This is a genomic window from Micromonospora sp. NPDC048868, from assembly GCF_043198195.1.
In the GTDB taxonomy this organism is placed as follows: domain Bacteria; phylum Actinomycetota; class Actinomycetes; order Mycobacteriales; family Micromonosporaceae; genus Micromonospora; species Micromonospora reichwaldensis.
Map to the genome: position 1 here is coordinate 176,568 of NZ_JBICUN010000006.1, position 13,623 is coordinate 190,190.

Here is a 13,623-nt window from a genome sequence, read left to right on the forward strand (position 1 = left end):
GAGCGGCCGGCCCGGTCGGCGTTTCCGGGTCGGGCGCGCCGCCACGGGTCGAGCCGGCCGGCGCCAGCGCGGGCGGTCGCCTGCCGCCGGGCGGTCAGTCCCGGCGGGAGCGGCGACGGGCGGGGCGGACCCAGCTCCACACGCACCAGACGAGCCACGCCACCGAGACCACGGCGGCCAGCGCGCGCAGCCGCAGCGCGTCGAGCAGCAGCACCAGGGCGAGGACGGCCAGCCACGGCCCGAACGCCCTCACGACCGCCACCGGCCGAGCACCATCCGGCGGACCAGCGGCGGAGCGATCCACGACCAGACGCAGAAGAGCATCCAGGCCACGGCGAACAGGCCGGCGAGCACGTCCAGACCGACGACGTTCAGCAGCACGATGACGCCGACCGCGAGCAGCCAGGTGCGGAAGATCCCCAGCCGGTGCAGCGGGCGTAGCGGCAGCAGCAGCGGGTGCGCGTGCACCTGCGCCTCCCAGGCCGCCTCGGCGTAGTCGGCATCGGTCGGGTCGTGCGCCACCGCCTGGCCGAACGCGCGGCGCGCGGCACCCAACCGGCCACGCCGGGCCGAGGTGGCGCCGTGCAGGGCGAGCGCCGCCGGATTGTCCGGCCACGCCCCGAGGAACTCCCTGGCGATCCGGTCGGCCTCCCGGTCGTCCCCCCGGGCGTACGCGAGCTGGACGCGGCACGCGAAGACGGCCGGTTCCTGCGGGCTGATCGCGGCGGCCCGGGCGACCAGGCGTTCCGCCTTGTCGAGCTGCCCCACGGCCGAGCAGAGCTGCGCGTACTGGCACAGCAGCCACGGGTCCTCCGGCTCGATGGCGAGCGCGTCGAGCAGTGCCCGCTCGGCGGCGGGGTACTCGCGGCGGTGGCGCAGCGCGACGCCGAGCCGGCCGAGCAGTTCGGGGTCCGGGCCGGCCTCGGCTAGCCCTCGACGGGCGACGGCGGCCAGGTCGTCCCAGCGGCTCAGCGAGGTCAGCGCGTACGCCCGCAGCCGGAACGCCGCCGGGCTGAGGGCCAGGGCGGCCGGGAGCCGGTCGACCTCGTCGAGGGCCTGCTCCGCGCGGTTCAGCTCCAGCAGGTGCGCCACCCGGGCGAGCTGGGCCTCCGGGGCGGTCATACGGCGGCCACCAGCAGGAACAGCAGGGCCTCGACGACCCCGAACAGGAGCACCGCGCCGAGGCCGGGCAGCCACAGCGACGCCGGCTCGTCGCCACGCAGCTCGTAGGCCCGGAACGGACGTTTCTGCGTGGTGGAGGCGGCGAGCCAGACCCCGGCGCCGGCCAGCGCCGCGATCAGCCGGACGGGACGGTCCCCCCAGTCGTCGAGGAAGGCGAGCGTGAGCGCCAACCGGGCCGTCAGCGCGGCCAGCCCGACGCCGAGCACCATCAGGTTCGTCCGACGGGGCAGGCCCAGCCGGTGCCCGTTGACCAGGGCCAGCACGGTGGCGGCCAGCGGACCGGCGAAGACGGCGGGGAAGATCAGCGACTGCGGTCGCCACGGCCGGCGTCGCGTCCCGTACGCCGCCGGCGCGATGGTGGGGGTGAACAGATCGTCGGCCACGATGTTCCCGTCTCGGTAGGGGCGAGCGAGCCGGATCCTGCCACAGCCGGGTGACCGACGGCGCTCCCGGAGGGAGTGGATTCCAGGTCGCGACGTGTGCGCGGCCCCCGCCCGCCGGTCAGGTGCCGGCGTCGGGCACGGGCACGCCGCCCGCCGGTGCCGCCGGGGCGACCGCCGGCCGTACCCCCGGAACGGGCTGGGCCGGCACGGCGGCCGGCGCCCCGACGGGCACCGCCGGACGGACCGTGCCGGGCGGCACGGCGCCCGCAGGCCCGGCGGTGCCTTCAGACGTGGCGACGCCCGCGGGCCCGGCGGTGAGGTCGGGTCCGGCGGCGCCTTCAGACGTGGCGACGCCTGCGGGCCCGGCAGCGGACGGGGCCGCGCGGGGTGGTGCGGGCGGGTGGAGAGTCAGCTCCGGCCAGAGCGTCGCGGCGGCCGACCGGCCGAGCCCCAGCCGGTACCTCGCCCGCCGGTGCCGCTCGCCGAGGACCGCGGCCAGGTAGACCGACTCGGGCATGCCCGGAGGCGGGGGCGGCGTGATCACCGCCGAGACCTCGGTCCACAATCCGTGCCCCAACCGCCCCCGCGCCGGCTCCGCCAGCTGGTGCACCCGGGCCAGGTACTGGCGGGCGGCCAACGCCAGGCCGTCGTCGAGCCGGCTCAGGTCCGCCGCGCCCGCCCAACCGGCCAGTGCGGGAACCGCCGTGGGGACGGGCCGCCAGGCGGTCGCCGTGCGGGTGTGCACGACCAGCGTGCCCGCCACCAGGTCGCCCAGCCGACGCCCGCGCCGGTCGGTCACCATCACCGTCACCCCGGCCACCCAGCTCACCAGCGGCAGCACCAGGCCGGGCCACTCCACAGCCACGCCGACCAGCGCCCGGATCAGCGACTGCCGCGCCGCGACCGGAGCACCGTCGGCGCTGACCACGCGCAGCCCGACCGCCATCTTGCCCAGCGTCCGGCCGTGGTTGAACCGCTCGCACAGCACCGGGTAGCCGACCAGCACCAGGATCAGGCCCACCGTGGCGATCCCGCCGGCCAGGGCGCCGTCGACCAGCCCGTCCGGCAGGTTGAGCAGCGCGACGCCGACGCTCATGGACAGCACCAGCATGAGGGCCGCCTGCGCCAGGACGTCGAGCAGCAGCGCGAGCACCCGGGAACCGATCCGGGCGGCCCGGACGTCCAGCTCCACGGCCTCCCCGCTGACCAGCCCGGCGTCACCCCACGGGGCGGGTCGGGCCGGCGGTCGAGGTTGTGCTCTCACCCCGACAGTGAACACTATGATCGCCGGACGGGGGTGACGGTGGATCTCGACGCGTACGTCGCGGAACACGGCGGGCAGTGGCAACGGCTGGAGGAACTCTCCGGGCGCGGCCGGCTCGACGCCGCCGAGGTCGACGAGCTGGTCGCCCTCTACCAGCGGGCGACCACCCAGCTGTCGGTGCTGCGCAGCCGCTCACCCGACCCGGCGCTGGTCAGCCAGCTCTCCCAGGTGGTGCTGCGCGCCCGGGCCCGGCTCACCGGGCGCCCGCGCCCGTCGTGGGCGGCGGTCGGGCGGTTCTTCGTGGCCGGCTTCCCCGCCGCGGTCTACCGCGCCTGGCCCTGGTGGTGCGGGGTGGCGACCGGGTTCAGCCTGCTCAGCCTCTTCCTCATCTGGTTCGTCGCGGGCAACCCGCAGACGGCGGCGGCCTTCATCGGCGAGGCGGCGGCCGCCGACCTGGTCGAGTCCGGCTTCGCCGGCTACTACACCGAGTTCTCCGCGCCGACGTTCGCCTTCCACCTGTGGACGCACAACGCCTGGCTCGCCGCCCAGTGCCTCGCCGCCGGGGTGCTGATCGTCCCGGTGCTCTACCTGCTCTGGCAGAACGCGCTCAACATCGGCGTGGTCGGCGGGGTGATGGTCGCCTACGGCCGCGCGGACGTCTTCTTCGGCCTGATCACCCCGCACGGGCTGCTGGAACTCACCGGCGTCTTCGTGGCCGCCGGGGTGGGCCTGCGCATCGGGTGGGCGTGGATCGCGCCGCCCACGCAGCTCACCCGGGGCCAGTCGGTGGCCCGGGCGGGACGCGAGGGCGTCCTGGTCGCCGTCGGGCTGGTGGGGCTCTTCGCGGTCTCCGCCGTCATCGAGGCGTTCGTGACCCCCGCGCCCGTGCCCATTCCGCTCCGCGTGGCCGTCGGCGCCGCCGTCTGGCTCGCCTTCCTGGCGTACGTGGTGCTCCTCGGCCGCCGCGCCACCCACCCAGATCCCGTTGATCATGAAGTTGTTGCCGTGACACGCCGAGCGGACGGGCAATAACTTCATGATCAACGGGATCTGGCGGTGGGGCGCCGGACGAACCCGGTCAGAGGTGGCCCAGGGCCTTTAGGCGGAGGTAGGTGTCGGCCAGGGTGGGGGCCAGGCGGCCGGCCGGGGCGTCCACTACCGTCACGCCGTGGCGGGCCAGGGCGACGCGGACCCGGTCGCGTTCTGCGAGCGTGCGCCAGGCCGCCGCTGCGGCGTAGGCGTCCGCCGGGCGCTGCGGGACGGTGGTGGTGAGGGCGGTCAGCACCGGGTCGTGCGTCGCCGCGACCACCACCCTGTGCCGGGCGGCCAGCCGGGGGAGCACCGGCAGCAGCCCCTCGCCGAGGGCGCCGGCCTCCAACGCGGTGAAGAGCACCACCAGGCTGCGCTGGCGCTGCCGGCGCAGCAGCTCGCCCGCGATCAGGTCGAAGTCCGTCTCCACAAGCGTCGGCTGGAGCGGGGCGAGGGCGTGCACCACCCGGGGGAGCAGGGCCGGGCCGCCGGTGCCGGTGACCGTGGCCCGTACCGCCGCGTCGGCCGCGAGCAGGTCGACCCGGTCGCCTGCGCGGGCGGCGAGGGCGGTGAGCAGCAGCGCGGCGTCGATCGCGGTGTCCAGCCGGGGTTCGTCGCCGACCCGCACCGCCGACGTCCGCCCGGTGTCGAGCACGCACAGCAGCCGGCGGTCCCGCTCCGGCCGCCACGTGCGCACCAGCACGTCGGCGCGGCGCGCGCTCGCCCGCCAGTCGATCGAGCGCACGTCGTCGCCGACCACGTACTCGCGGAGGGTGTCGAACTCGGTGCCCTGCCCCCGCCCCCGGCTCACCTGGGTGCCGTCGATGACCCGCAGCCGGGACAGCTTCTCCGGCAGGTGCCGGCGGGAGTCGAATCGGGGTAGCACGCGCAGCGTCCACGGTGGGGTCGCCGGCCGCCCGGAGCGCTGCCGGAACCCGAGCCCCAGCGGCCCGAACGAGCGCACGGTCAGCGCCACCGCCGGCCGGTCGCCCCGCCGCAGCGGGGTCAGCCGGCTGGGCAGCGCCACCGTCGCGCCCGGCTCGACGCGCACGAGCTGTCCCGGCGGCACGTCGGGGCGGGCGCCGGCGGAGGGCACCCAGGCGTCGCGGACGCGCGCCCGCAGCGTACGGCCGGAGGGGTTGTGCAGCAGCAGCGCGACGGTGGCGGTGCCGCCGAGGCGGACCGCGCGGTCCCCCTGCCGGGCGGCCGTGAGCGCTCCCGGCGGCGCGGCCAGCGCCCGGTCGAGCAGCACCAGCAGCAGCACCGCCCCGGTCATCACCAGCAGCCCGGCGAACGGCGACGGCCAGGCCGGCAGGGTCAGCGCGCCGACCGCCAGCAGGAGCGCCGCCCGCCAGGTCATCGCGGCGTCGGCACGGTGGCGAGCACCGTGTCCAGCACCTGGTCCACGCCGACGCCCTCCAGCTCCACCTCGGGGCGCAGCCGCAGCCGGTGCCGCAGCGTCGGCCGGGTGACCGCCTTCACGTCGTCCGGTACGACGTGGTCGCGGCCGGCCAGCCAGGCCCACGCCTTGGCCGTGTTGAGCAGCGCGGTGGCGCCCCGGGGCGAGGCGCCCAGCTCCAGCGCCGGGGTGTTGCGGGTGGCCCGGCAGAGGTCGACGACGTAGCCGAAGAGTGGCTCGGCCACGTGCACCCGGCCGACCGCCGCCCGGGCCGCCGCCAGGTCGGCCGCGTCGGCCACCGGCCGTACGCCGGCAGCGGTCAGGTCGCGCGGGTCGAAGCCGGCGTGGTGCGCGCGGAGCACGCCCAGCTCCTCGTCCCGGTTGGGCAGCGGCACGGTGAGCTTGAGCAGGAACCGGTCGAGCTGCGCCTCCGGCAGCGGGTAGGTGCCCTCGTACTCGATGGGGTTCTGGGTGGCGGCGACGATGAACGGGTCGGGCAGCGGCCGCCGTTCGCCCTCCACCGAGACCTGCCGCTCCTCCATCACCTCCAGCAGCGCCGACTGGGTCTTCGGCGGCGTCCGGTTGATCTCGTCGGCGAGCAGCAGGTTGGTGAAGACCGGCCCCTCGCGGAAGGTGAAGGCGGCGGTGCGCGGGTCGAAGATCAGCGAGCCGGTGACGTCGCCCGGCATCAGGTCCGGGGTGAACTGCACCCGCTTGGACCCCAGGTCGAGGGCGGTGGCGACGGTGCGGATCAGCAGGGTCTTGGCCACGCCCGGCACGCCCTCCAGCAGCACGTGCCCGCGGCAGAGCAGGGCGATGACCAGGCCGGTGACGACCGCGTCCTGCCCGACGACCGCCTTGGCGACCTCGGCGCGCAGCCGGTGCAGGGCGGCGCGGGGGTCGACGGGGTCGATGGTCGGCGGCTCGGCGGTACCGGCGGGTCGGGTCACCGGGGGTCTCCTTCGGCTCGGTGCGGGTGCGGTGCGGCTGGCGGGGGCGGCCCCACGGCGGGCGATGCGGCGGGCGGTGGCGGCCCGTAGGCGGCCGGTGGCGGCGTCTCGGCGGGTGGGGGCGGTCCGTCGGGGGCGTGCGGGGCGGCGACGCGGGTCAGCCGGTCCAGCGCGCGGGCCAGGTCCAGCAGGTCCTGGTCGGTCTCGGGCCCGGCGCCGTGCAGCACCTCGTCGGTCCACCGGGGGTCGTCGCCGGTGCGGGCGGCGACCGCGGCGGCCACGTCGGCCGGCGGCGCGGTCGGCGGCAGGTGCAGCCGGGGGGTCAGGCGGTCCAGGGCGGCGCTCCGCAGTGTCCGCGCGGCCGCGTCCCGGGCGCCCGCCTTCTCGTAGAGCCGCGCCCGGCCGAGCACCGTCTCCGCCGAGCGGACCGTGACCGGCAGCGGCTCCACCGCCGGCGGGCCGAGGCGGCGGGCCCGCCAGAGCGCGGCCAGCAGGGCGGCAAGGGCGAGCTGGGCCAGCAACGCCCACAGCCAGCCGGGGAAGGCCGACCAGAGCGGGTTCGGCGGGTCGGGCCTGCCGGCCCGGTCCTCGCCCCGGCCCTCGCTGTCGTCGTCGGTCTCCCCGCCCGGGTCGCCGGGCCGCCCGTCCCCGTCCCCGTCCCCGTCCCCGGTGCCGGTGCCGCCGCCCGGGCCGTCGTACCCGGTGGAGCCGCCCGGCGTCGGCGACCAGGCCGGGCTGCCGCTGCTGCCGTCGCCGAAGACCGGCGGGGGTTCGGGGCCGTCCAGGTCGAGCCACACCACCCGGCCGGTCCCGCCGAGCAGCGCGGTGGCGAACGCCCGGTTGTCCCACTCGTCGATCCGGTCGTTGCGGAACGGATCGCTGGCGCCCACCGCCACGGTGCTCTCGGGGACCCGGGGCAGCAGGGCGAGCCCGTCGGCGAAGCAGAACCCGACGGGCGCCGACGCGCCCGGGGCGAGCGCGTAGCGTTGCAGCCCGACCGCCACGCGTCCGAGCTGCCGCAACTCGGGCAGCGGGCAGGGCAGGCCCCGCGCGTCCGGCCCCACCGCCTGCGCGGCCCACCGGCGACCGGCCGGTTGCACCGGCAGCAGCCTGACCGCCTCCAGCACCCGTCGCGACGGGTCCACAAGCACCAGCCTGGTGGTCGAGGGCAGCGAGTCCAACGCGCCGACCGTGTCCGGGTGCAGCAGCGTCGGCGCGGGCACGAAGAGCGTGGCCGCCCCGCCGCGGGCGGCCAGCAGGGCGCGCAGCGTGTCCGTCTCCCGCTGCACGGTCACGCCCTGCCCGCGCAGCGCGTCGGCGAGCCGGCTGCCGCCGTCGTCCCCCGTCGCGACCGGCGAGAGGAAGCCCTGGTCGCCGGGGTCGGGCTGGTCGACCGCGTGGGTGATCAGGGTGGTGGCCAGCAGCGCAGCGGCCAGGCCCAGCGGGATCAGCAGCCGGTGCCAGCGGCGCCGCCGCCGGGGGGCGACGTCCGCGCGGGGCGCCGGTGGTACGGCGGTGGCCTGTGCGCTCATGGTCGTGGCCCGTCCTCGGGTCGCCCGGTCAGCAGCCGCTCCAGGTCGGCGGCGTGCTCCCGCATCCGGTGGTCGTGCTCGACGGAGGCGGGGCGCTGGCCGTACCAGAGCTCGGAGAAGATCGCGCCGGCGGCGCTCAGCGGTGGACCCACCTGGGGTCGGGTGTCCGTCGCGGCCCGCACCAGCTCGGCGACGGTCATGCCGGGCTGCGGCTGCACCACGTGCCGGGCGGCCAGCTCCCGGACCATCGCGCGCAGCCGCTCCCGGACGGCTTCGGCGTACCGGCCCTCGGCGGCGAACCGGTCCGCGAGGGAGACGTACGCGGCGGCGGGCAGCTCGGGCTCGCGGGGAGCGGGGACGACCGGCGGCGGGGCGTCCGACGGCGCGGTCTCCCTGCGGCGTCGACGCAGCCGGGGCAGCCGCCGGGGGACCCAGGCCGGGAACGTGTACCAGCCGACCGCGACCAGCACCGCGGCGAGCACCAGCAGCAGGGCGGCCAGGGGCAGCGGCACCCGGTCGCCGAGCGCCGCCGTGGTCTCGGTCCACCACCGGCTGAGGCTCATCGCCCGGCCGCCAGCAGGACGGTCTCCGGCGTGCCCGGCCGGGCCCGGGACAGCCGGATGTCCAGCCCCTCGGTACGCATCCGGGTCTCCAGGTGCAGCACCGCGTCCAGGCAGGCCAGGGTCGGGTAGGCGACGCTGTTCACGCCCGCCCAGACAGCCAGCGACAGCCACCCGGCCCAGGCGCGGTCGACGAGGTCGAACGAGTCCAGCCCGACGTAGACGCCGACGCCGAGGCCGACGCGCACGATCCACCACACGAGGTAGCCGAGCAGCCGGATCCAGCCGGCCCGGCCGGCGCCGCGGACGGCCAGGGCGGCGGCGCGCAGCGGGGCGCGCAGCGGATGCACCCGGTCGACGACCAGCGCCGGCGCCACGGCGCCGAGCAGGGCGAACCCGACGATCCACGCCGGCCCGAACAGCGCCACCCCGCACATCACCACGCCAACGAGCACGGCGAGCAGCGCGGTGGCGCCCCAGCGCGCGCCGGCCGGGCGGAGCAGTTCCCGCGGGCCCGGCGCGCGGCCGAACAGGGCGGCCCCGGCGGCCCGGGCGGCCGGATTTCCGAGCAGCAGGACGATCACCGCCTCGGTCGCCGCCCCCACCGCCAGCAGCAGCCAGTACGCGCCGAACCGCCCGAACTCCGGCAGCCAGGCGGGTGGCGCCGTGTCGGCGGCGAGCCGCAGCGGGTGCAGCAGGAGCTGCTCGGCCACGGCCAGCACGAGGGCGACCGGCACCAGCACCCGGGCCTGGCCCCGCAGCAGCAGGACCGCGGAGTCCAGCAGTTCGCCGACCGTGAGGGGACGGCGCGGGAGCACGGCGGTCGGGCCGGCGTCGGGCACGCGTACTCCTGGGGACGGACGGCGGTGGCGCGTGACGGCGCACGCGGGGATCATGGTGACACGCCCGTTCCGATCGGGTGGACCCGCACGTCGGGGCGGCGACGCCGGGCACCTGTTGCTGGGCGGCGACGGCCCACGGCAGTACCGTGCCGGGTGACGGGGATCCCACCAAACTGAAGGGGATGGAAACATTAACCCCATGAGAGCCCGGGTACTGGTGGTCGACGACGACCCCGCGCTCGCCGAGATGCTCGGCATCGTCCTGCGCAGCGAGGGATTCCTGCCCTCCTTCGTCGCCGACGGGGAGCGGGCGCTGGCCGCGTTCCGCGAGAACCGCCCCGACATCGTCCTGCTCGACCTCATGCTCCCCGGCATGAGCGGCATCGACGTGGCGCGGTCGATCCGGGCCGAGTCGGGCGTGCCGATCGTCATGCTGACCGCCAAGAGCGACACCGTCGACGTGGTGCTCGGCCTGGAGTCCGGCGCCGACGACTACGTGGTCAAGCCGTTCAAGCCCAAGGAGCTGGTCGCCCGGATGCGGGCGCGGCTGCGCCGGGGCGAGGACGTCGCCCCGGAGATGCTGACCATCGGGCCGCCCGGCAACCAGATCACCATCGACGTGCCGGCGCACACCGTCAGCCGCAACGGCGAGGAGGTGAAGCTGACGCCGCTGGAGTTCGACCTGCTGGTCGCGCTCGCCCGCAAGCCGCGCCAGGTCTTCACCCGCGAGGTGCTGCTGGAGCAGGTCTGGGGCTACCGGCACGCGGCGGACACGCGGCTGGTCAACGTGCACGTGCAGCGGCTGCGGGCCAAGATCGAACCGGATCCGGAGCGGCCGGAAATCATCCTCACCGTGCGGGGCGTGGGCTACAAGGCGGGCACCGGATAGCCTGGTCACACTGTGGCCACCTCCCCGATTCCGGACCCCCCGACGGCAGCTCCGCGCCGGCGTGTCGCCGCGCGGGAGCTGTGGCGTGGCGTGAGCGGCCGGGCCGCGCGCCTGCTCGCCGGGTTGCACCAGAGCTGGCGCCGGTCGCTCCAGCTGCGGGTGGTGACCATCACACTGGTCGCGTCGAGCCTGCTGGTGGGCGGTTTCGCCTACCTGATCGCCGACAAGATCACCGGCATCCTGGTGGAGAACGTCGAGACCGACGTACGGCTACGGCTGGGCAGCGGCGCGGACTACGCGGCGAAGCAGTTCGGGCTCTACAACCAGCCGCAGGAGGGGCAGCTCCAGGAGACCATCGACGGCACGGTCAACTACCTGGCCGGCGGTGATCCGCAGCAGACCACCGGCGTCATCGTGGCGCTCACCGCCGACAACCACACCGGGGCCATCCAGCCCCGGTCCTCGCCCGCGGTCAACGTCCGCCCGCTGATCAGCCGGGAGCTGCGCGAGACCGTCGCCGGGGGCAAGGTCGCCAGCCAGATCCGCACCGGGCGCCTCGGCGAGGAGCGCACGAAATACCTGGTCTACGGCTCGCCGGTGCCCACCCGGTTCGGCCAGGTGGAGCTCTACTACCTCGTGCCGCTGGCCCGGCAGGACGCCACGGCCGCCGACGTACGGGGCACCGTGGCCGCCACCGGAGCGGCCCTGGTGCTCCTGCTCGCCCTGCTCGCCGGCCTGGTCACCCGGCTGGTGGTGACCCCGGTACGGGTGGCCGCCCGCACGGCCCAGCGGCTCTCCGCCGGCCTGCTCGACCAGCGGATGGTGGTCAACGGCGAGGACGACCTCGCCCTGCTGGCGGCGTCGTTCAACCAGATGGCGACCAACCTGCAACGGCAGATCCTGCGGCTGGAGGAGATGTCCCGGCTGCAACGCCGCTTCACCTCTGACGTCTCGCACGAGCTGCGCACGCCGCTGACCACGGTCCGGATGGCCGCCGACCTGATCTTCGCCGAGCGGGACGAGTTCGACCCGGCGGTGGCCCGCAGCGCCGAGCTGCTCCAGGCCGAGCTGGACCGGTTCGAGGAGCTGCTCACCGACCTGCTGGAGATCAGCCGCTTCGACGCCGGCTTCGCCATGCTCGACTCGGAGCCGACCGACCTGGTGCCGGTCGTGCACCGGGTGGCCGACCGACTGGCCGGCCTCGCCGAGCGCGTCGGGGTGGCCATCGAGTTGGACGTCCCCGGCACCTCGGTGATCGCCGAGGTGGACCCCCGGCGGGTGGAGCGGGTGCTGCGCAACCTGGTCGGCAACGCCGTCGAGCACGGCGAGGCCAAGCCGGTGCTGATCACGCTCGGGGTGGACGACACGGCGGTGGCGATCACCGTCCGCGACCACGGGGTGGGCCTCAAGCCGGGTGAGGAGAAGCTGGTGTTCAACCGCTTCTGGCGGGCCGACCCGTCCCGGGCCCGGCAGACCGGCGGCACCGGGCTCGGCCTGTCGATCAGCCTGGAGGACGCCCGGCTGCACGGCGGCTGGCTGGAGGCGTGGGGCGCGCCCGGGCAGGGCGCCCAGTTCCGGCTCACCCTGCCGTCGCGCGCCGGCGACCGGCTGACCACCTCGCCGCTGCGGCTGGTCCCGGCCGACGCCACGCTGCCCTTCGGCGGGCCCCGCCCGGGCGGGCGGCTGGCCATCGGCCCCGGCACCGGAGGCGCCCTCGCGATCGGCCCGGGCGCCGACGACGCGCTGGCCGTCGGTCCGGGGCGGCCGGGCAACGGCGGGCACGCGGAGGTGGGGTCGTGAGGCGTCGGCTGCTCGCCGGCCTGCTCGGCGGCGCGCTGCTGCTGGGCGGCGTGGCCGGCTGCGGCATTCCGGAGAACACCGAGGTCCGGGTGGACGGGCCGGGGCCGGCGGCGGAGGGCGCCTCGACCAGCGGCAGCCGGGGCGAGCCCCCGAGCCGCACCGCGGCCGGCACCGACGCCGAGCAGTTCGTCCAGAACTTCCTCTCCGCCGCGGCCGGCGAACCGGACGGGGCGTACCAGCGGGTCCGGCAGTTCATCGTGCCGGCCGACCGCGAACGCCTCCAGACCAAGCAGGGCAGCGAGGTCACGCTGGCCGTCGTCCGGCTCACCGAGGAGCCGGTACCCGTCTACGCCCCGGACCGCACCGAGGTCACCCTCAAGGTGCAGCAGGTCGGGCAGTTGCGTACGGACGGCACGCTGGCCCCGCCGGAGACGAGCACCACGACCTACACCTTCGAGCTGCGCAGCCAGGCCGGGCAGGACGGCCTGACGGACGGCGGGCTGTACGTGGCGAACCCGCCGACGGCGCTGCTGCTCAGCGTCGAGGCGCTGGAGACGTACTACCAGAGCCGGACGATCTACTTCTGGAACAACGACCGCACCCGCCTCGTCCCCGACCAGCGCTACCTGCCGCTCGCCGTGCCGGACGAGCGGCGGGTCAGCGAGGTGGTCAAGTGGCTGACCGCCGGCCCCTCGGCCTGGCTCGGCACGGCCGTACGCCGGCTGCCGGACGGCACCCGCCTGATCAACAACGCCACCCGGACGGACGGCCGCTGGGAGGTCGACCTGGAGATGCCGGAGGACAAGGCCCGGCTGGAGCAGCTCGGCACGCAGCTCGCCTGGTCGCTGTCGGACCTCGACGGGCCGCTCGACATCAAGATCCGCAACCAGTCCCAGGAGTTGATCCCCGACCTGGAGCGGCGCCGCCGGGACCGCCCGGTGCACCAGCTCCCGGAGAGCTTCCAGCGGTTCTGCGTCTACGAGGGCGCCGTCCACCCGCTGGCCTACCCGGGAGAGCCGACCGGTCCGGTGCCCGTGGACGCCAAGGCGAACCGTAACGTCGTCTCCGCCGGGCTCAGCCGCGCCGACAACCAGATCCTGGCGGCGCTGGTGGTCTCCGACGCAAACCGCCAGTGGCTCTCCGTCGGCACCGGCACCGACCCGGTGGCCGCCTTCACCCGCAGCGCCAAGGGGTACGCCGCCATGGGCCAGCCGGTCTGGCTGCGCTCCACGTACCGGGGGCAGCCGGCCGGGCTCGTGGTTGCCGACGGCAGCCTCTACCGCTTCGACGCCCAGGCGCAGCTCACCGCCGTGCCGCTGGGCGTGCCCGGCCCGGTTACCGCGGTGGCGGCCTCGCTGGACGGGCACCGGATCGCCGTCATCGCCGGGGGCACGCTCTACGTCGCCGCCCTCAGCCCCGACGGCGCGGGGGCGACGCCCGGCCCGGCCCGTCGGCTGCACACCCGGCTGACCAGCCTGTCGGCCGTCGACTGGTACGGCGAGAACACCCTGGTCCTCGCGGGTGCGGTCGGCCGCCCGGCGGTCTACGAGGTCAGCGTGGACGGCGCGCGGGAGAGCCGGCTGGAGGACAAGATCGGCGCCCGGGTGACGCACCTGGCCGCGTACCCGGCGAACGCCGTGGGGCGCGTCGGCGCCGCGATGTACGAGGCGAACGGGGTGGCGTACCGCAGCGGCCCGTTCGAGCGGATCCAGCCCGAGCAGGTGCAGGAGGTCGCGCCGCCCTCGGCCGGGGCGCGCGCCGGCAACCCGACCGCCCCCTTCTTCCTCTACTGA

The 13,623-nt window shown here is 76.2% G+C and carries 13 protein-coding genes; 4 read left to right on the plus strand and 9 right to left on the minus strand.

What is annotated here, in order from left to right:
* Positions 1 to 94: 94 nt before the first annotated feature.
* The 4 genes from ACGFNF_RS12100 to ACGFNF_RS12115 all read right to left on the minus strand — a co-directional run bounded on the left by ACGFNF_RS12100 (position 95) and on the right by ACGFNF_RS12115 (position 2,829).
* On the minus strand, positions 95 to 262 hold the full coding sequence (locus ACGFNF_RS12100) for a hypothetical protein (protein WP_357576448.1): 168 nt from the start codon (positions 260 to 262) through the stop codon (positions 95 to 97).
* Complete coding sequence (locus ACGFNF_RS12105; RefSeq protein ID WP_357576449.1) at positions 250 to 1,122, minus strand: tetratricopeptide repeat protein; 873 nt, start codon at positions 1,120 to 1,122, stop codon at positions 250 to 252. Before ACGFNF_RS12105 ends, ACGFNF_RS12100 begins: the two co-directional genes overlap by 13 nt.
* Positions 1,119 to 1,565, minus strand: a complete 447-nt coding sequence (locus ACGFNF_RS12110) for a hypothetical protein (protein WP_357576450.1) — start codon at positions 1,563 to 1,565, stop codon at positions 1,119 to 1,121. The genes ACGFNF_RS12105 and ACGFNF_RS12110 overlap by 4 nt, the downstream gene beginning before the upstream one ends.
* Before the next feature lie 118 nt (positions 1,566 to 1,683).
* Entirely contained in the window at positions 1,684 to 2,829 is a 1,146-nt protein-coding gene (locus tag ACGFNF_RS12115) for an RDD family protein (RefSeq protein WP_357576451.1), read from the minus strand.
* A gap of 33 nt (positions 2,830 to 2,862) precedes the next feature.
* Between ACGFNF_RS12115 and ACGFNF_RS12120 the strand changes: the two genes are divergently transcribed.
* On the plus strand, positions 2,863 to 3,861 hold the full coding sequence (locus tag ACGFNF_RS12120) for a stage II sporulation protein M (RefSeq protein ID WP_357576452.1): 999 nt from the start codon (positions 2,863 to 2,865) through the stop codon (positions 3,859 to 3,861).
* Between the two features lie 46 nt (positions 3,862 to 3,907).
* On the opposite strand, the gene ACGFNF_RS12125 is transcribed toward ACGFNF_RS12120, so the two are convergent.
* The 5 genes from ACGFNF_RS12125 to ACGFNF_RS12145 are packed head-to-tail and all read right to left on the minus strand — an operon-like array spanning position 3,908 to position 9,141.
* A complete protein-coding gene (locus tag ACGFNF_RS12125) occupies positions 3,908 to 5,218 on the minus strand; it encodes a DUF58 domain-containing protein (protein WP_393167531.1) in 1,311 nt (436 codons plus the stop codon).
* A complete protein-coding gene (locus tag ACGFNF_RS12130; RefSeq protein ID WP_393167533.1) occupies positions 5,215 to 6,207 on the minus strand; it encodes an AAA family ATPase in 993 nt (330 codons plus the stop codon). Before ACGFNF_RS12130 ends, ACGFNF_RS12125 begins: the two co-directional genes overlap by 4 nt.
* Positions 6,204 to 7,739 (minus strand): DUF4350 domain-containing protein, encoded by a 1,536-nt coding sequence (locus tag ACGFNF_RS12135; RefSeq protein ID WP_393167535.1) that lies wholly within the window; start codon positions 7,737 to 7,739, stop codon positions 6,204 to 6,206. Before ACGFNF_RS12135 ends, ACGFNF_RS12130 begins: the two co-directional genes overlap by 4 nt.
* The gene (locus ACGFNF_RS12140; protein WP_357576455.1) at positions 7,736 to 8,302 is read right to left on the minus strand and encodes a DUF4129 domain-containing protein; all 567 of its coding nucleotides are present in this window, start codon (positions 8,300 to 8,302) and stop codon (positions 7,736 to 7,738) included. The genes ACGFNF_RS12135 and ACGFNF_RS12140 overlap by 4 nt, the downstream gene beginning before the upstream one ends.
* Positions 8,299 to 9,141: a hypothetical protein gene (locus ACGFNF_RS12145; protein ID WP_357576456.1), complete on the minus strand. Its 843-nt coding sequence runs from the start codon at positions 9,139 to 9,141 to the stop codon at positions 8,299 to 8,301. The genes ACGFNF_RS12140 and ACGFNF_RS12145 overlap by 4 nt, the downstream gene beginning before the upstream one ends.
* Before the next feature lie 199 nt (positions 9,142 to 9,340).
* Between ACGFNF_RS12145 and mtrA the strand changes: the two genes are divergently transcribed.
* Genes mtrA through ACGFNF_RS12160 form a run of 3 tightly spaced genes read left to right on the plus strand, consistent with a single transcriptional unit; the run spans position 9,341 to position 13,623 of the window.
* Entirely contained in the window at positions 9,341 to 10,030 is a 690-nt protein-coding gene (gene mtrA, locus ACGFNF_RS12150) for an MtrAB system response regulator MtrA (protein WP_089001893.1), read from the plus strand.
* A gap of 12 nt (positions 10,031 to 10,042) precedes the next feature.
* Complete coding sequence (mtrB, locus tag ACGFNF_RS12155; RefSeq protein ID WP_357576457.1) at positions 10,043 to 11,830, plus strand: MtrAB system histidine kinase MtrB; 1,788 nt, start codon at positions 10,043 to 10,045, stop codon at positions 11,828 to 11,830.
* Entirely contained in the window at positions 11,827 to 13,623 is a 1,797-nt protein-coding gene (locus ACGFNF_RS12160; RefSeq protein WP_393167538.1) for an LpqB family beta-propeller domain-containing protein, read from the plus strand. Before mtrB ends, ACGFNF_RS12160 begins: the two co-directional genes overlap by 4 nt.